At 44.8% G+C, this 16,335-nt stretch carries 20 protein-coding genes; 6 read left to right on the plus strand and 14 right to left on the minus strand.

What is annotated here, in order from left to right:
* Positions 1-137 precede the first annotated feature (137 nt).
* Entirely contained in the window at positions 138-770 is a 633-nt protein-coding gene (sspA, locus tag ACXAGK_RS01850; RefSeq protein ID WP_012517332.1) for a stringent starvation protein SspA, read from the plus strand.
* A complete protein-coding gene (locus ACXAGK_RS01855) occupies positions 767-1,240 on the plus strand; it encodes a ClpXP protease specificity-enhancing factor (RefSeq protein ID WP_474808610.1) in 474 nt (157 codons plus the stop codon). The genes sspA and ACXAGK_RS01855 overlap by 4 nt, the downstream gene beginning before the upstream one ends.
* A 283-nt stretch (positions 1,241-1,523) precedes the next feature.
* Here ACXAGK_RS01855 and ACXAGK_RS01860 read toward each other — a convergent pair whose 3' ends face one another.
* Positions 1,524-2,381: a spondin domain-containing protein gene (locus ACXAGK_RS01860; RefSeq protein WP_474853722.1), complete on the minus strand. Its 858-nt coding sequence runs from the start codon at positions 2,379-2,381 to the stop codon at positions 1,524-1,526.
* A 12-nt stretch (positions 2,382-2,393) separates the two neighbouring features.
* The gene (locus tag ACXAGK_RS01865) at positions 2,394-3,209 is read right to left on the minus strand and encodes a spondin domain-containing protein (RefSeq protein WP_474853724.1); all 816 of its coding nucleotides are present in this window, start codon (positions 3,207-3,209) and stop codon (positions 2,394-2,396) included.
* A gap of 224 nt (positions 3,210-3,433) precedes the next feature.
* Here ACXAGK_RS01865 and ACXAGK_RS01870 point away from each other — a divergent pair, with 224 nt between their 5' ends.
* Positions 3,434-4,186, plus strand: a complete 753-nt coding sequence (locus tag ACXAGK_RS01870) for a response regulator transcription factor (protein WP_474853726.1) — start codon at positions 3,434-3,436, stop codon at positions 4,184-4,186.
* 54 nt (positions 4,187-4,240) lie between these two features.
* Here ACXAGK_RS01870 and mgtE read toward each other — a convergent pair whose 3' ends face one another.
* The 12 genes from mgtE to ACXAGK_RS01930 form a co-directional block, all read right to left on the minus strand.
* The gene (gene mgtE, locus ACXAGK_RS01875; RefSeq protein WP_474808602.1) at positions 4,241-5,599 is read right to left on the minus strand and encodes a magnesium transporter; all 1,359 of its coding nucleotides are present in this window, start codon (positions 5,597-5,599) and stop codon (positions 4,241-4,243) included.
* 173 nt (positions 5,600-5,772) lie between these two features.
* The gene (locus ACXAGK_RS01880) at positions 5,773-6,045 is read right to left on the minus strand and encodes an HPr family phosphocarrier protein (protein WP_474808600.1); all 273 of its coding nucleotides are present in this window, start codon (positions 6,043-6,045) and stop codon (positions 5,773-5,775) included.
* On the minus strand, positions 6,045-6,890 hold the full coding sequence (gene rapZ, locus ACXAGK_RS01885; protein WP_474808598.1) for an RNase adapter RapZ: 846 nt from the start codon (positions 6,888-6,890) through the stop codon (positions 6,045-6,047). Before rapZ ends, ACXAGK_RS01880 begins: the two co-directional genes overlap by 1 nt.
* A gap of 83 nt (positions 6,891-6,973) precedes the next feature.
* The gene (gene ptsN, locus ACXAGK_RS01890; protein ID WP_474808596.1) at positions 6,974-7,417 is read right to left on the minus strand and encodes a PTS IIA-like nitrogen regulatory protein PtsN; all 444 of its coding nucleotides are present in this window, start codon (positions 7,415-7,417) and stop codon (positions 6,974-6,976) included.
* Between the two features lie 13 nt (positions 7,418-7,430).
* A complete protein-coding gene (gene hpf / locus ACXAGK_RS01895) occupies positions 7,431-7,718 on the minus strand; it encodes a ribosome hibernation promoting factor (protein WP_012517338.1) in 288 nt (95 codons plus the stop codon).
* 30 nt (positions 7,719-7,748) lie between these two features.
* Positions 7,749-9,230: an RNA polymerase factor sigma-54 gene (locus tag ACXAGK_RS01900; protein ID WP_474853728.1), complete on the minus strand. Its 1,482-nt coding sequence runs from the start codon at positions 9,228-9,230 to the stop codon at positions 7,749-7,751.
* A gap of 73 nt (positions 9,231-9,303) precedes the next feature.
* Entirely contained in the window at positions 9,304-10,029 is a 726-nt protein-coding gene (gene lptB / locus ACXAGK_RS01905) for an LPS export ABC transporter ATP-binding protein (protein WP_118490207.1), read from the minus strand.
* Positions 10,030-10,031: 2 nt separating this feature from the next.
* Positions 10,032-10,577: a lipopolysaccharide transport periplasmic protein LptA gene (gene lptA / locus ACXAGK_RS01910; protein ID WP_474853730.1), complete on the minus strand. Its 546-nt coding sequence runs from the start codon at positions 10,575-10,577 to the stop codon at positions 10,032-10,034.
* Positions 10,546-11,124 carry an LPS export ABC transporter periplasmic protein LptC gene (lptC, locus tag ACXAGK_RS01915; protein WP_474827690.1) on the minus strand — a complete coding sequence of 193 codons (579 nt, stop codon included), beginning with the start codon at positions 11,122-11,124 and terminating at the stop codon, positions 10,546-10,548. The genes lptA and lptC overlap by 32 nt, the downstream gene beginning before the upstream one ends.
* Positions 11,121-11,669: a 3-deoxy-manno-octulosonate-8-phosphatase KdsC gene (kdsC, locus tag ACXAGK_RS01920; RefSeq protein WP_474853732.1), complete on the minus strand. Its 549-nt coding sequence runs from the start codon at positions 11,667-11,669 to the stop codon at positions 11,121-11,123. The genes lptC and kdsC overlap by 4 nt, the downstream gene beginning before the upstream one ends.
* On the minus strand, positions 11,670-12,650 hold the full coding sequence (locus ACXAGK_RS01925; RefSeq protein WP_474808586.1) for a KpsF/GutQ family sugar-phosphate isomerase: 981 nt from the start codon (positions 12,648-12,650) through the stop codon (positions 11,670-11,672).
* 2 nt (positions 12,651-12,652) lie between these two features.
* Positions 12,653-13,609 (minus strand): calcium/sodium antiporter, encoded by a 957-nt coding sequence (locus ACXAGK_RS01930; RefSeq protein WP_118490202.1) that lies wholly within the window; start codon positions 13,607-13,609, stop codon positions 12,653-12,655.
* Between the two features lie 602 nt (positions 13,610-14,211).
* Here ACXAGK_RS01930 and mlaF point away from each other — a divergent pair.
* Genes mlaF through mlaD form a run of 3 tightly spaced genes read left to right on the plus strand, consistent with a single transcriptional unit; the run spans position 14,212 to position 16,268 of the window.
* Entirely contained in the window at positions 14,212-15,012 is an 801-nt protein-coding gene (mlaF, locus tag ACXAGK_RS01935; RefSeq protein ID WP_474853734.1) for a phospholipid ABC transporter ATP-binding protein MlaF, read from the plus strand.
* Complete coding sequence (gene mlaE, locus ACXAGK_RS01940) at positions 15,009-15,785, plus strand: lipid asymmetry maintenance ABC transporter permease subunit MlaE (protein ID WP_179982447.1); 777 nt, start codon at positions 15,009-15,011, stop codon at positions 15,783-15,785. Before mlaF ends, mlaE begins: the two co-directional genes overlap by 4 nt.
* 9 nt (positions 15,786-15,794) lie before the next feature.
* Complete coding sequence (gene mlaD / locus ACXAGK_RS01945; protein ID WP_012517348.1) at positions 15,795-16,268, plus strand: outer membrane lipid asymmetry maintenance protein MlaD; 474 nt, start codon at positions 15,795-15,797, stop codon at positions 16,266-16,268.
* Positions 16,269-16,335: the final 67 nt, after the last annotated feature.

Genomic DNA, 16,335 nt, shown 5'->3' on the forward strand with positions numbered 1-16,335 from the left:
GGGCTTCTCGCCCCCTTTTTTGGTATTTACTCGTGCTACCTGAAAACCCTTTTGTATAGAGTGTTCAGGTAGCACGAGTTATCGTAATAAGCTTACCGTTTGTAAGCGTAAACTTGTTTCTCGACGGAGGAAATTGAATGGCCGTAGCCGCGAATAAACGCTCTATTATGACGTTGTTCTCTGACACAATTGATATTTATAGCCACCAGGTGCGCATTGTGTTGGCAGAAAAAGGTGTGGGTGTTGAAATCAGCTACACAGATCCTAGCAACCTGTCTGAAGATCTGTTGGAGCTTAACCCTTACGGTACTGTTCCAACTCTAGTTGATCGCGAGCTTGTACTTTACAAGTCGCACATCATTATGGAATACCTTGATGAGCGTTTCCCTCATCCACCACTAATGCCGGTTTACCCTGTATCACGTGGCCAAAGCCGTCTTATGATGCACCGCATTGAGCAAGATTGGTACTCGCTTGCTGCTCGTATCTTCCGTGGTGAAGGTGACGTAGAAGCAGCACGTAATGAGCTGCGTGAAGCCTTGCTATCACTTGCACCTGTATTTGGTGAGATGCCTTACTTTATGAGCGAAGAGTTCAGCTTAGTTGATTGCTACCTTGCTCCGCTATTATGGCGTTTACCTGCACTAGGTATTGAACTAAACGGTGCCGGCAGCAAAGAAATTAACGCTTACATGAATCGCATTTTCTCTCGCAGTTCATTTAAAGCGTCTTTGACTGACCAAGAGCGTGAGATCCACAACCCGCTATGACATCTATGACGTCAAACCAGCCCTATTTGCTTAGGGCGTTCTATGAGTGGATTGTTGATAACGACTTAACGCCGTATATTGTGGTCGATGCAACCAACGAACTGGTAGAAGTACCACAAGAGTTCGTTAAAGATGGTCAAATCGTCTTGAATGTATCACCAAGTGCGTGTGTTAACTTTTCCCTTGATTTAGATGGCTTATCGTTTCAAGCGCGTTTTTCTGGGCAGCCCAGAAGATTGAGTATGCCTTGTGAAGCTGTGATGGCTATATACGCAAGGGAAAACGGTGCAGGTACTGTATTTGCCACCGAAGAAGATGTGGCTCGTGCGCAGCAAGAGCGTACCGAAACATCTGAAGATGTGTCTCAACCGAGCGGACCAACGCCGCTAGAAGATGCTGACTCAGGCGACATTCAAGATGCGCCGGTTCCGCCTAAAAAAGGCAAGCCGAGCCTAAAGGTTATTAAATAGCTACTTAAGTAGCTAACTGGGCCATTTTCATGGCCGCTATTTAAAAACTTTCAGTGTATTGACGTAGTCTGGCTTTGCAAAGCTATTCGCTTAAGCAGAGCCAGCTATTATCTTCACACTCGCCTCACCTAATGCTTTACTCTCAATTCGAAGCTAGTATTTGTTACCTCGCAATTAAGTGTCTATTTACAAAAAATACAAAAATCGTGCCTAATTAAAAACGAAAACACCCCATTACTCATAGGTAATAGGGCGCTAAAGCGGCTGATTCGCTATCGATCTATTAACGAGTTCGCGTTATCACAACACGACTTGTCGGGAAATCGAAGCGATGGGCTTCAGTTAGTACAGACGTTGACAACCCTTCACGGCTTGGGTCATTCGCGTTTGCACTGGTTACCACACCTTGATGAAGCCTTACTGCATCGGCAAGGTCGTCCCTTACTACATCATAACCTGCGGCTTCTCCACCACCACCTGCTGCTCCTGCGGCGGGGCCAGGCATAGTTGCTGCTGTTTCTGTGTTGGCCTCTGTACCTGCGTCCCAAGTCACTGTCATGAATGTTTTCGCATCACCCACTGCCATGTTACTTACGTTAGCTGCATTTAAGCCAGTAAACGCATCGTTGGTATTAACCAACATGGTCGTTACTGTAAGGCGCAGGTCATCCGCATCTAACTCAGGTACGACTAAGGTTAATTCTGTACCCATTGAGCGTGGGCCCAGTATTCCCCCAGAGTTTTGCGCATCCAAAAAGTCCGTGGAGTCCATGGCTTCAGTAATGACCATAGACGGGTCACCGCCCTCAGCCATAATTTCAATGCCCATGCTGGCTGGCTCGCCCTCACTAAATGAATGGAAGCCCGACTCGTGCAATATGACTGCGGCAGGTGCAAAGGGCTGGGAATACGTCAAATTAGTAATTTGAACCGTGTAAACCGCTGAATTACCGTTTATACCATCTTGTCCGTCGGAACCGTCTTGGCCGTCTGCGCCATCGGCACCATCTTGACCGTCGACTCCAGCTTCACCTTGAGGACCCGTTGGCCCTTGAGGTCCTGTATCACCATCGTCGCCGCACGCCGCTAAAAGAGCTGATAGCATTAATAACGTACTGAGTTTTACTATTGGATTAGTCATTGTAATGGCTCCTTAAGATGCAGGAACAGTAATAACTACACGTGCTACTGGGTTCAACCAACGGTGTACGGTAGAGTCCAGATCACTGGCACCAGCGGCGCTATCAGTATCGCCAAGCGCATTGCGGTGAATGTGCACTGGGCCATCTTCACCATCTTCTATTTCACCATTAACTACCTGTGCCCCCACACCAGTGCCACCTGTACCTAAATCAACGATACGAGTAGGTGCACCGCCACCGGCAACACCAGGAACACCATATCCACCAAGCGCATTTCCTGTCCCAGCTTCAACAACGTCAGTACGAGCACTATTTAGCTCATCGTTTAACTCAGTACCGGCATCGTAAGCATTTAAATAATACGTATAGGTGCCAGGTTCAGTAGGGATTTCAATACTGTCCATACCTACAAAGGCATCATTGGTCGGTATCAGCATAGATAGCAGTGAAAGATAAGGCTTGTCCATTGTGTCGAAGGGATAACTTAATGTTGCTTTCGGGGCTAGAAGACCGCCAAAACGATGCCATGTGTTTGAGCCATTGTCTGTATCGACAGGACCCAATAACGCCTCAAAGTTAGCGCCGCTTGAATCAGCGTTTTGCTCATCATCAATAACCCCCGCTTCAGCAAGCCAGGCTAACGCCGATGAAGCTGGCTGGCCCACTTCAAAAGCGTCAACGGTGTCATCGTGCGCAATAACTAGGCGCGGCGTAAAGCTTTGCGCTTGGGTTAAATTAGTAATTTCAACATCTAAGGTAACGGCTTGGCTTACTGAAATTGTTGCTAGCGACAGTAGGGTAGCGCTAGCAAGTTTAGTGAATTTCATCTTATTGTCCTTGTTTATGGCTTAATTCGCATAAAAATTTAGGGCAGTAAAATTTTTAATTCATCACAGAACTATCACAAAAAACGCACAGATTTGTATCGATGAATAACACTATTGTTAGAAATTTTTAGTGCTTATTTATCAATCAAAAAAATTGTTATTAATGTGAAATAAAAACACGGAGGGTCGGGTCTTGTTTTTTATCGGCGAATTAGGAGCGAGTTATGATCCTTATCATCTACAGCGGGAATAAGTTTCAACAAAACATATCGCAATGTTTGAGCAAGCATAGTTTTCTTTATGACGCAGTCTCTAATTTTCAATCAGCAGAATCCTTGCTAAAAGCACAACATTATTCACTTATAATCGTTGAATCGGTACGAAACGAGATGTGCCTGCAGCGTATTAAAACTCTCGTAGACGCTAACTCCGAAAGCTGGGTAGTGGCTGTCGAAAGTGAGATGTCGACAGCAAATACGGCCTGCTCGGAGGTAGATGAAGCAAATTATTATGAAGCGGGTGTTGATGACTACCTTACTGGTACGTTTGACGAACGCATGTTTTCGGCACGTATTCGCTCTCATATGCGTAGAAGTATGCCTAACCATGAAAACACGAGAGCTTCCGGTGGTAGTGACGAGCGTATCGAGATAGGCCCGCTTAGCGTCGACTTGCGTTATCACAGCGTGACGATTAATGGGCAATTGCTGACACTAACAGCACGAGAATTTACCTTGTTGAATTATTTCTGTCGTCATCCCAATCAGGTTTTTTCTCGCAACCAACTACTTAGCGAGGTGTGGGGCTATAATCACGAAGGGTACGAACATACGGTAAACACCCATATTAATCGTCTACGCAGTAAACTCGATAAGGTTAACAGTATTGAAAATGGCGGACAGCTAGTACAAACCGTATGGGGTGTCGGATACAAACTGAATATTAATGGGTATACAGCCAATTCGTTAATTGCCTGAGCGCATAATATCAAAAATCGCTAGATCCTAATTAAGGATGATTATTTTTTAGGCTTAAATTAAAAACAGCGTTGCCGTACCTAAAAAGGCAAAGATACCAACTACATCTGTTATCGTAGTTAGAATAACGCTTCCAGCAAGCGCTGGGTCTATTTTAAGGCGCTTCATGATCATGGGTAAAGTTGCGCCGGCAAGCGCTGCCGCAATCATGTTTACCATCATCGCAAAGGCGATAATAACGCCCAGCATGTAATCTTGCTTCCAAAGTGCGATAACAGAGGCAATAAGCACTGCCCAAATTGCCCCATTTAAAAAGCCAATCGAGATTTCTTTACTGATAAGCCAACGCGAGTTACTGGCATTTACATGACCGAGCGCCATACCCCGAATAACAAGGGTTAGTGTCTGGTTACCAGCCACGCCGCCCATGCTCGGTACGATAGTATTTAATATAGCTAATACGGCAAGCTGGCTTAGCGTGGCTTCAAATAAGTCACTTACCATTGCTGCCATTAGCGCAGTCACTAAATTTACTGCCAGCCAGACGGAGCGGCGTTTAGTACTTTGCATAACCGGTGCAAAGGTATCTTCATCATCATCAAGACCCGCCATACTCATCATTGAGTGTTCGGCGTCTTCACGAATGATATCAACCACGTCATCAATGGTAATTCGCCCAACTAAGCGATGATTTTCATCAACTACCGGCGCTGAAAGCCAGTTATAACGCTCAAACAGGCTTGCCACTTCATCGTCGGGCATGTTTACCGGAATGGCCTCCGACTCTTCGTCCATAACATCAGACACCTTGTCGTCGGTATCCGCGGTGAGAAGACGGGCAACAGGGATGATACCGACCAGATTGTCGGTTCTATTGACCACATAGAAAGTGTCTGTATTTTCCGGTAACTCACCTTTTAAGCGAATGTAGCGAAGAACCACATCAATGGTTACATCAGGACGCAAGGTAATGGTATCGGTGTTCATGATGAAACCAGCGGTTTCCTCACCGTAAGACAGCGCCTGCTCTGCACGTACGCGGTCTTGTGCATCCATTGAATCGAGAATGTCTGCCAGCACAGGTTCAGGAAGGCTACTCAGCGTTTCTGCCAAGTCATCGGTATCCATTTCTTCAAGTGCATCAACCACATTGGCGGGGAGCATCTTTGTGATAATACCGTTTCGAACATCATCAGAGAGTTCTTCTAAAATATCACCGTGAAAGTCGCTATCAATTAGCTCCCACAACTCATCACGGGTCCTGCTAGGGCTAGATTCGAGAATATGCGCAACGTCTGAAGGGGGAAGTTCAAGCAGAAGCTTACGTACAGATACAAATTGACCGTTTATCAACGCTGCGTTAAGTGCGCGTAATTGGGTTTGTACGTATTTAGAAACAAGCGCTTCTGCCATAAGGCGTTATTCCTACTAAGCTGATATGGAAAATAAAGGCTGTGTAGCCTAAGTGTGCGTAGAATATCGCAATTATATTAAGTCTGTCATGATAATTGCGTGGCTTTTACGCAAGAATTTGGAATTACTAAGCTAGCTGTTGATTAATTCGTCAAGAGATATTCGGGTTGAGACTATTCGTCTTCGTTAAATCTGCCTTCAATTAGCTCCTCAATTGCAGCAAGTGCATCGACCGCGTCATCACCATCGACAATAACATCTACCTGTTCACCTTGGTGACTTTCCAGCATCATCAAGCCTAAGACGCTGCTTGCATCGGCTTCTTTATCGCCTTTTTTCAAAATGATTTTGGCATGAAACTGATTAGCAAGCTTAACCAATTGCGTGGCTGCTCTGGCGTGTAAGCCTAGTTTATTGACGATTGTAAGCGTTTTTTGAATAGTCATTACTGGTTCAACTCTCTGTGACGAATTTGAACATCAGGGTGTATTTCGCTGAACGTTTTCGACAAGGTTTGGGCAATATAGACTGAGCGGTGTTGGCCGCCAGTGCAACCGATAGCCACAGTCACATAGCTTCTATTGTTGCGTTCTAAATGGGGAAGCCATGTGGTCATCAAGTTTTGAATCTGCCAAATAAATTTGGTTACTACGGGTTGTGAGCCTAAAAATACTTCCACGGGGGCATCTAACCCAGTTAAGTGTTTAAGGTCTGGCTCCCAATGCGGGTTAGGTAAAAAACGCGCGTCAAAAACGTAGTCAGCATCTTTAGGTATGCCGTGTTTAAAGCCAAATGACTCAAAGACAAGAACAAGGCGTGAACTTTTCTTACCCAATATACGTTCACGGATCAATTCGGCGAGTTGATGTATTGTTAGCTTGTCTGTATCTAGGTATAAATCAGCGCGTTCAGTAATTGGCGCAAGAAGCGCAGACTCCGCCCTAATAGCCTCCGATAGAGACTTATTTAGCTTAGCTAAAGGGTGAAGACGGCGAGTTTCGCTAAAACGCTTAACCAGAACGTCATCGCTTGCGTCAATGTACACTATAGTCATCGACCAAGAAGAAGGCAGGTAATCTAGAATCTCTACCAAGTCATCTGGATTTTTGGGAAGATTCCTTACGTCGATACTTACTGCAACTTGATCGTATTCATCAACAACAGTATGGGTGAGGGTGGGAAGCAAATTTACTGGGATATTATCAACACAGTAGTAACCTAAGTCTTCCAATGCGCGAAGTGCGACAGACTTACCAGACCCCGAACGACCACTGATTATGATCAGCTTCACCTAAATTCTCCCTTATATTCTGGTTTCATCACATACGAGTTGTCGAATAAAGCGCCTACCTATGAGGTGTAGGCACTTATTGTTTAACTTAATGCAGAAATAATTTCGTCGCTGGTTGTTGCACGACGTATTGTTTTAATCGTTTCTTTGTCGCTTAGCTTACCGGCTACGGTAGCCAGTGTCTGAAGGTGTCCTTCGGTTTGCTCTTCGGGAACGAGAAGAGCAAAGAATATGTCTACGGGCTTTTCGTCTAGGGCATCAAAGTTGATAGCTGGTGTACTTGTTACAACGATTGCTATTACCTTCTCAAGGCCGGCCAAGCGACCGTGAGGCAGTGCTATCCCGTTACCAATACCCGTGCTACCCATACGTTCTCGAGCCATCAAGCTATTTAGAACCGTTGCCTGGTCGATGTTATCGTTATGCTTGGCAGCGATATCAGCGATGATCTCAAGAATTCGCTTTTTACTATTACACTGAACCGCACACTCGGTGCGGTCCAGACTTACGATGGCTTGTATATCCATGCTCAATTAACTACTAATGTTTTTTCAGTTTTTCCTTATGCTTGATTACCTGCCGGTCGAGTTTATCAACCATGCTGTCAATCGCCGCATACATGTCGGTATTTTCTGAGGATGCGAATACTTCAGCGCCACTTAAATGAACAGTCGCTTCAGCTTTTTGATTTAATTTTTCAACGTTCAGGATGACATGCACATTAGAAATGTGATCAAAGTGACGTTCAAGTTTGCTGAACTTCGTATCGACATAATTACGCAAAGAGTCGGTGATTTCGACATGATGACCAGTAAGGTTGATTTGCATATTTCGTCTTCCTTATATTATTAAGCCCGTTTAAATAAGGCTTTTGCGTTGGTTCGACGGCGGGATCGACAATGATTCCCGGTATTTTGCTATTGTTCGCCGAGCGACTTTTATGCCTTGCTCGGCCAACAATGAAGCAATCTTGCTATCACTTAGCGGCTTGCTAGGATTTTCCGCAGCCACTAACTTCTTGATCAATGCACGAATCGCTGTAGATGAACACTCACCACCTGACTCTGTTGCTACGTGGCTTGAGAAGAAATACTTCAATTCGAAGATGCCACGGGGCGTATGCATATACTTCTGCGTTGTTACACGCGAAATAGTCGATTCGTGCATATCTACCATTTCTGCGACATCATTTAGCACCATTGGTTTCATCATTTCCGGGCCGTGCTCAAAAAAGCCCATTTGCTGCTGCACAATGCAATTTGCAACCTTCATTAAGGTATCGTTGCGAGATTCAAGGCTCTTTATGAACCACTTGGCCTCTTGCATGTGTGAGCGGATGAATTGTGAATCGCTGCTGTTCTTGGCACGACGACTCATCGCTGCGTACTGTTGGTTTACGCTTAATTTAGGCAGACTGTCGGGGTTCAGTTCAACCACCCAACGGCCATTTTTCTTGGTTACTGAGACATCAGGAATAACGTACTCAGGCTCTTTAGTAACTAAAGCACTACCTGGGCGAGGATTCAAGGTTTGAAGTAAACGCATTGCTTCGCGCAGCTGCTCTTCTTTCAATCGGCTCTTACGCATTAGCGTGCGGTAGTCTTTACTGCTCAGTAAGTCTGAATATTCCTCAATAAGCTGCTTCGCTTCAGCAAGCCACGGTGTGTCTTCTGAAAACTGGCGTAATTGCACCATAAGACACTCTTGAGGTGTACGAGAACCTGAACCAATGGGGTCGAACATTTGAATGCGCTTAAGTACACACTCTATTTCGTCCATTTCGATAGGCTCTTCTAGATCATCGTCGTTGACCGCTTCTAAGATGTCGTCAAGAGTAACGGTTAAATAACCTGATTCGTCAATTGAGTCGATGATTGCTGTAGCGATAGCGCGGTCAGTATCTGAAAAATGAGTGAGGCGCATTTGCCAAAGAAGATGTTCTTGGATGTCTTCTGTGGTCTCACCTTGGAAGATTTGTTCATCATCATTAGATGGGCCAGGTGCAGGCGCGGAAGAAGCCGAATAATACTCATCCCAGGTACTGTCGATAGGTAGCTCATCGGGAAGATCATTCTTCTCCAGTGCATCTCCCGCTTCTAGCGTATCGCTCGATGCAGAAGCGGTCGCTTCAGCAGCGCTATCGTCACTATCGACATTGTTCTTTTCTACTTGTGGCTCGTCGTTACTTTCTTCCACTTCTAAAAGCGGATTAGAATCGAGGGCTTCTTGTATCTCTTGCTGGAGATCAAGCGTAGAAAGCTGCAGCAGTTTAATTGCCTGCTGAAGCTGAGGTGTCATGGTAAGTTGTTGGCTAAATTTTAGCTGTAAAGATGGTTTCATCTACGTCTTATTTAAATGCTCTAAATTAAATATACCAGAGCGAAACTGAAAAATGACAATTAGGTTACACTAACTATAGCCTGAATTGTTCGCCTAGGTATACGTCCCTTACTTTTTGATTACTTAAAACCTGTTCCGCAGTTCCTTGCGCAATAAGCTCGCCATGACTCACAATGTACGCTTTTTCGCAAACATCCAATGTTTCGCGTACGTTATGGTCCGTGATAAGGATACCAATACCCCTATCTCGCAGATGCTGTATTATCTTCTTTATATCATTAACTGATATTGGATCAACACCGGCAAATGGTTCGTCTAACAAAATAAATTGTGGTTTTGCTGCCAGAGCTCGAGCAATCTCTACGCGACGCCGTTCTCCCCCTGACAAACTCATCCCCGTACTATTACGTATATGGTTGATATTAAATTCATCAAGTAGGGCGTCTGCTTCTTCTTCTTGCTGCTGTGAATTTAAATCTTTACGGGTTTGCAAAATGGCCATGATATTTTCATGTACCGTAAGCTTTCTAAATATTGATGCCTCTTGCGGGAGGTAGCCTATACCGCGGCGTGCGCGCTCATGCATTGGCTGGTGAGTAAGCTCATTATCATCAATTTCGATCTTGCCTTTGTCTAAGTTGACTAAGCCTACAATCATGTAAAAAGTGGTGGTCTTACCAGCGCCGTTAGGGCCGAGAAGACCAACAATTTGACCGGTAGACACTGAAAGGCTTACATCGCGAACAACCTGTCGCGATTTATACGATTTAGCAAGGTTTTTAGCGCTCAAAGTTGCCATTGCTATTCATTGTCCTCGTTGTCTTTCTTAGACGATGTTTTACGAATGGTGTCAGGAGTAAATACTGTGGTAACACGACCTTCACCATCTTCACCGGCACCACCCGTTGCAAGCAATTGTTCAGTAATCATATCGAACGTAATCTTATCACCTTGCACTTTACTGGTATCTTGCTGTAGCTCAGCATTACCCGCCAAAGAAATAGTGCGATTAATTACTTCATAGCGAATTTCATTGGCTTTCGCTGATACCGGTGTACCGTCTTCTAGTGATTGAGAATAGCTTGCAGGGTTGCCACGGGCGATAAATATTTCACGGCCGCTGCCATCTGTAGCTATTACTTCTACTTCATCAGCTTCGATTAGGAGTGAACCTTGGGTAATAAGTACATCTTCCTTGTACAGCGCGGTTTTGTTTTTACCATCAATAAACTGGGTGTTTGACCCTATCTTAATGGGTTGTGAAAAATCTTCTTCACTGGCTATTACCGCACCGCTAGCGATGGCAAGTAGAACGCTAGTTGCTAGGGGAATAAGTCGTTTGTACATGATCTAAAAGCTCGTATTCTTGTGTGCGTAAATTCGCGTTAAACCCATTGCTTAAAATAAGATATTGCGTACCCAGTATCTCAACGGGTTGATCAGATGTCATTTGTTTCGTGTCTAAATTTATCTGGATGTATTCCGTGGATAAACTTTTGACAAAATCATCGCTGGTTTGATTTTCAATAACAACGCTATCTTCAAGCTGAATTAATTCATTGTTATAAAGCGTTCCTTCCTGCGCAGTTACAACCCAGGGTGATGAAGCGCTTTCTGTATAAAGGGTATATTTAGGTTGCTGGAATAAAACAAAGCCTAATTGGTCGTAATGCTCCATCGACTCTGCAAAGACTTTGTGATTTAACTCACCGTCTTGGTTGTACAAGGTTGTTGTTAAGTTTTTTGCCTTGTAGGCAGGCTTGAGCGCATCATTTTCGCTACTACCTTGAGTTTCAGGCTGCTCTTCCATCCACGTTGGGATGTACATAAGCATAGCTAAGATAAATAGCGCCGATATACTTAAACCTAAGCGATTGAAGCCAAACTGGCTCATACACTAGCTCCGAAAATATCATTTGCAACGCCTTTAGCTTGCAAAATGGTGTCCGATATTTCTCGAACTGCGCCAAATCCACCCGGAAGTGTGGTGATCCAGTTCGCTTGCTTTGCAACAAAAGGGTGAGCATCGGCAACCGCAATTTTTACCGCTACGTGCTGATACATACCTGTATCGGGCATATCGTCTCCTACGGCGGCAACTTCGCTTGAGTTCAACCCTAGGCTTTTCATTAATTCGCCGAGGGCGTCAGCTTTGTTTTCTTCACCCTGAATAATATGTGCTACGTTTAGCGCCTTCATTCTGTTTTCTACAATTGCTGAGCGACGCCCTGTTATCACGGCGACGTTAACACCATTACTTACCAAGGCTTTCACGCCATATCCGTCTCGGGTGTGAAAAGCTTTAAGTTCTTCACCGTCGTTGCCCAAGTAAATGCGACCGTCTGAAAATACGCCATCCACGTCACAAACCAGTAACTTAATATTTGCCAACTGCTCAAAAAGTGCCTGGTCTAAATCGGTGTATAGAGTTGTCGTCATTTAGAGTACTCCCGCTTTCAAAAGCATGTGCATGTTGAAGGCTCCGACAGGGTTGCGCTTTTCATCGGTAACCATTAGTGCGCTTATCTTATGGGTTTCCATTAGGTTTAGGGCTTCTACAGCTAGCTGCTCTGCTGTGGTTGTTTTGCCGCCTTTGGTCATTACATCTTCTACTGTCGCGCTATGCACATCTATACGGGCATCAAGTATTCGGCGTAAATCACCATCAGTAAACACGCCTGTTAACGAACCATCGGGTGCGATAACACCAGTCATGCCTAGGCCCTTTTTGGAAATTTCTAAAAGTGCATCAGCAACAGTTGCATTTAAATTTACTAGTGGGATATCACTGCCACTTAGCATGATATCACTCACTTTAAGCAGCAGCTTTCTACCTAAGCTACCGCCGGGGTGCGACAGCGCAAAGTCGTCTGAAGTGAAACCCTTTTGGTCAAGTAGGGCTACCGCTAGGGCATCACCCATAACCAGTGTGGCCGTTGTGCTTGATGTGGGCGCCAGACCCAATGAACACGCTTCTTTTTCTACACTAATATCCAGCACTACATCTGCGTGTTGGCCTAGCGAGCTATCAGCACTATTGGTCATCGCCACTACCAGAATACCTAAGCGCTTAACCACGGGCAGCAAGTTAACTAACTCATTGGTTTCACCAGAATTGGAAATGGCTAATAGCACATCTCCTTTGCTTAGCATGCCCAAATCGCCATGGTTGGCTTCACCGGGATGCATGAAGAACGCTGGAGTACCTGTACTGGCTAGCGTAGCCGCAATTTTATTACCGATATGTCCAGATTTTCCCATACCGCTTACAACCACTTTTCCCTTACAGTTGAAGAGAATGTTGCATGCAGTGATAAAGTCACCATTTAAGCGCTCAGCAAGGTTAGCAATAGCCTGCGTTTCAATGTCGATAACGCGCTTTGCCGATTCGATATAGTGCATCTGAGTTTGTGTATTCATGATTATCCGAACAGCCAATATTGGTAGCCGATAAAGCAAGCCAGAAGTATAAATCCATTGGTTCTTGATATTGTACGCTTTCCAATTAAATCAAAGCTGAACAAGAACAACAGCAAGGTTAAACCGAGCATAACGTACATGTCTCGATTATAAACGTCAGGGTCTAGCAGACCTGGGGCAATTAAACCTGGCATACCAAGTACGGCTAGCAAGTTGAAAATATTAGAGCCGATAATATTACCAAGTGCTAAATCATCTTCACCTTTAAGCACACCTGCGACACTTGCTGCTAATTCCGGAAGGCTTGTGCCAAACGCGATAATCGTCAACCCAATAACCAAATCAGAAATGCCCATGTATCTGGCAATTTCAACGGCTGAGTTTACAAGAAAGTGGGCACTTAAAGGCAATACGACAAGGCCAACACCAATCCAAATAAGCGCTGAGGTATTAGAAACGCCTTTAGGGATTTCATCTGCGGTCTCAGCTACCAACGGGTCTTCTTTATCTACTTGTAGCGATAACCAAGCCATCATTGCCAAAACAAAAATGAAAAGGCCCAGTAAAATTATCCCTTCGTAAGACTTCAGCTCGCCATCGAACATAAAGCCGATTGCGATTAATGAGATAATGAGAAGCGCAGGAAGTTCACGTTTAAGCGTTGTAGACGAAACAAGCAGTGGTTTCACTAAGGCGGTTACACCCAACACCAGCGCGATATTAGTTATATTTGAACCAAGGGCATTACCCACGGCTGTGTTCATATTGCCATTTGCAGAGGCAATAGCGGAAACCACAATTTCAGGTGCCGAAGAGCCCATAGCGACAATCGTTAATCCGATCATCATAGGAGAGATACCGATGTTTTTTGCTAGTGCGGAAGCACCGTACACAAAACGGTCCGCACTCCAACTCAAGACAATCAGCCCAACCAGAAAAATAACAATGTTTAAAAGCACAACAACCTGTAATAGTTAGTATTTCGATAGATTGTCGCAAAAAGAGTGCCATTTGCCTATGCTAGCGTTGCTTTATTTTCACCAAAAATTGCTATTTGCTGTGAATTTCCATTTATCAAGCACTCTTGCAGTTTGAACATACTGCTGGTCAGCATTCAGTTTCAGTTAATAAACAACGAAATAGGATGGGGACTGGAACTACCCGTGGGAATTAGTTAAGGCACTGGCATCACTTCAGCGCGGGATAACATTCGTCTTAGCGCGTGATACCTATCATTCGTCTTAATAGAACATAACTTGTAACTTTTTGACTTTGGCGAGTGTCTTGAAAAAGCGTACAATGGCACCAAATTACACGGCCCAGAGGGTGTGTCTCCTAGACAAGCCAGGCTGTAAACATAAAAACTACACTGCAGAGTAAACTTTTTTGAATTTGTTGACTCTTAAAAGTAAACTGTTCAGTAAACTTTATGAGTTAAGTGTGCGAAGGCATAGAAATTGAATATGCACATCGCTCATATATTTTAATATTTTCCAAATGGACTGATAGCGGCATTCAAACCCAACTCAATCCAGCGTCAGGGGTCGACATTTAAGTAACTATGGATCATTTAGTTGAAGTAGATAACCTAACCTTCAAACGTGCAGATCGCATCATTTATGATGGGATTTCATTGAAGGTACCTAAAGGCAAAATTACTGCGGTAATGGGGCCAAGTGGGATAGGTAAAACCACGCTGCTACGCCTTATTGGCGGGCAGTTAACGCCAGATGAGGGTGACGTAAAATTCGACGGCGATTCAATTGTCTCTATGTCGAGAAAGTCTCTTTACGAAACCCGTCGTAGAATGAGCATGCTATTTCAAAGTGGTGCGCTATTCACTGACATGAGCGTGTTCGACAATGTGGCGTTTCCGCTTCGCGAGCATACTGAGCTATCTGAAGACTTGATAGCTACTATTGTCGCTTTAAAGCTACAGGCCGTAGGTCTGAGAGGCGCCGCGCAATTAATGCCGAGCGAACTTTCTGGTGGAATGGCGCGCAGGGCCGCGCTCGCTAGGGCGATAGCGCTAGACCCCGATTTAATTATGTACGATGAGCCTTTTGCGGGACAAGACCCTATATCCATGGGCGTGCTGGTAAAGCTTATTCGAGAGCTCAATGATGCACTCAACTTAACTAGCATTGTCGTGACCCATGACGTAACGGAAGTGCTGACCATCGCTGATTATATTTACATTTTGGCGGATAAACGCGTCATTGGTGAAGGTACTGCGCAGCAAATTAAAGAAAGTGATTCCGAATTGGTTCAGCAATTCTTAAGAGGTAAAGCAGATGGCCCGGTTCCATTTCATTACCCAGCGCCAGACCTGAAAGCAAGCTTTCTGGGGGCAGATAAATGAAGTTCTTCCAATCATTAGGCGCTAAAACTATAGGGAAAGTTACTGCGATTGGTCGAGCAGCACTCATGCTGTTTGGCGCACTCATCGCTGTTCCCCGAGTTAAAAATGTTCCGCTGGTTATCAAACAGCTTTATGTAGTGGGTGTTCAGTCGTTACTGATCATCATGGTTTCTGGCCTATTTATTGGCATGGTAATGGCGCTGCAAGGCTATACCATTCTAGTGGATTACGGTGCAGAGGGTAGCTTAGGCCCCATGGTTGCGCTTTCTCTTTTACGAGAACTTGGTCCGGTAGTCACCGCATTGCTTTTTGCTGGGCGTGCCGGGTCAGCGTTGACCGCTGAAATTGGCCTTATGAAAGCCACCGAGCAGTTAAGTAGTTTGGAAATGATGGCAGTAGACCCGCTAAGGCGCATAGTTGCTCCTCGTTTTTGGGCGGGAATGTTAGCTATGCCTATGCTAGCCATTATCTTTAGTGCCATTGGTATTTTAGGCGGTCATTTAGTCGGCGTAGACTGGTTAGGTGTGGATGCAGGCAGCTACTGGTCAATCATGCAGTCGACCGTTGATTGGAACCAAGATGTTATAAACGGCGTAATAAAAAGCCTCGTTTTTGCCTTGGTTGTAACGTGGATTGCCATATTTAAAGGTTACGATTCTATTCCAACATCGGAAGGGATCAGCAAAGCGACTACCGAGACGGTGGTCTATTCATCATTAGCAGTATTGGGGCTGGACTTCGTGCTTACCGCCCTTATGTTTGGTATCGAGTAGGGGATTGGAATGAGTAAGTATAAAACGGAAGTCATGGTTGGTGTGTTTGTCATGCTTACGATAGGTGCTTTGTTATTGTTGGCACTTAAAGTTGCAAACCAAACGGTTGCAACAGAAGGCGATACCTATACGTTATACGCGAAGTTCGACAACATTGGTGGATTAAAGCCTCGCTCTGCTGTGAAAGTCGGCGGTGTAACCGTTGGTCGAGTGTCATCTATTTCTCTAGATCAAGAAGATTTCACACCGGTAGTAGAGCTATCTATTTTAAATGAATACAACGGCTTTCCTGAAACAAGCTCGGTGTCTATTTTGACCTCGGGTTTATTAGGTGAGCAATACGTAGGTTTTCAGCCAGGGTTTTCTTTTGACGGTGTCGCCAACTTACAAGACGGTGATTACCTACAAGATACGAAGTCAGCGTTGGTACTTGAAGACCTTATCGGGCAGTTCTTATTTAACCGCGGTAGCGACGAAGACTAATCGCAACATAGCGACTGAGCGTATATAACGTAGTCGTCAATCAATTCCAGCGGCCTGATGAAACTAA

The sequence above is a fragment of the Alteromonas sp. ABM1_013 genome (genome assembly GCF_056160505.1).

Excerpts from the sequence above, each read along its gene's own strand:
- ACXAGK_RS01865 (WP_474853724.1), bottom strand. The coding sequence starts at position 3,209 with ATGAAATTCACTAAACTTGCTAGCGCTACCCTACTGTCGCTAGCAACA.
- kdsC (WP_474853732.1), bottom strand. The coding sequence starts at position 11,669 with ATGACGACAACTCTATACACCGATTTAGACCAGGCACTTTTTGAGCAG.
- ACXAGK_RS01880 (WP_474808600.1), bottom strand. The coding sequence starts at position 6,045 with ATGACTATTCAAAAAACGCTTACAATCGTCAATAAACTAGGCTTACAC.
- mlaF (WP_474853734.1), top strand. The coding sequence starts at position 14,212 with ATGGATCATTTAGTTGAAGTAGATAACCTAACCTTCAAACGTGCAGAT.
- ACXAGK_RS01855 (WP_474808610.1), top strand. The coding sequence starts at position 767 with ATGACATCTATGACGTCAAACCAGCCCTATTTGCTTAGGGCGTTCTAT.
- ACXAGK_RS01925 (WP_474808586.1), bottom strand. The coding sequence starts at position 12,650 with ATGAATACACAAACTCAGATGCACTATATCGAATCGGCAAAGCGCGTT.
- ACXAGK_RS01870 (WP_474853726.1), top strand. The coding sequence starts at position 3,434 with ATGATCCTTATCATCTACAGCGGGAATAAGTTTCAACAAAACATATCG.
- lptC (WP_474827690.1), bottom strand. The coding sequence starts at position 11,124 with ATGAGCCAGTTTGGCTTCAATCGCTTAGGTTTAAGTATATCGGCGCTA.
- ACXAGK_RS01860 (WP_474853722.1), bottom strand. The coding sequence starts at position 2,381 with ATGACTAATCCAATAGTAAAACTCAGTACGTTATTAATGCTATCAGCT.
- mgtE (WP_474808602.1), bottom strand. The coding sequence starts at position 5,599 with ATGGCAGAAGCGCTTGTTTCTAAATACGTACAAACCCAATTACGCGCA.
- mlaD (WP_012517348.1), top strand. The coding sequence starts at position 15,795 with ATGAGTAAGTATAAAACGGAAGTCATGGTTGGTGTGTTTGTCATGCTT.
- ACXAGK_RS01900 (WP_474853728.1), bottom strand. The coding sequence starts at position 9,230 with ATGAAACCATCTTTACAGCTAAAATTTAGCCAACAACTTACCATGACA.
- lptB (WP_118490207.1), bottom strand. The coding sequence starts at position 10,029 with ATGGCAACTTTGAGCGCTAAAAACCTTGCTAAATCGTATAAATCGCGA.
- hpf (WP_012517338.1), bottom strand. The coding sequence starts at position 7,718 with ATGCAAATCAACCTTACTGGTCATCATGTCGAAATCACCGACTCTTTG.
- mlaE (WP_179982447.1), top strand. The coding sequence starts at position 15,009 with ATGAAGTTCTTCCAATCATTAGGCGCTAAAACTATAGGGAAAGTTACT.
- lptA (WP_474853730.1), bottom strand. The coding sequence starts at position 10,577 with ATGTACAAACGACTTATTCCCCTAGCAACTAGCGTTCTACTTGCCATC.
- sspA (WP_012517332.1), top strand. The coding sequence starts at position 138 with ATGGCCGTAGCCGCGAATAAACGCTCTATTATGACGTTGTTCTCTGAC.
- ptsN (WP_474808596.1), bottom strand. The coding sequence starts at position 7,417 with ATGGATATACAAGCCATCGTAAGTCTGGACCGCACCGAGTGTGCGGTT.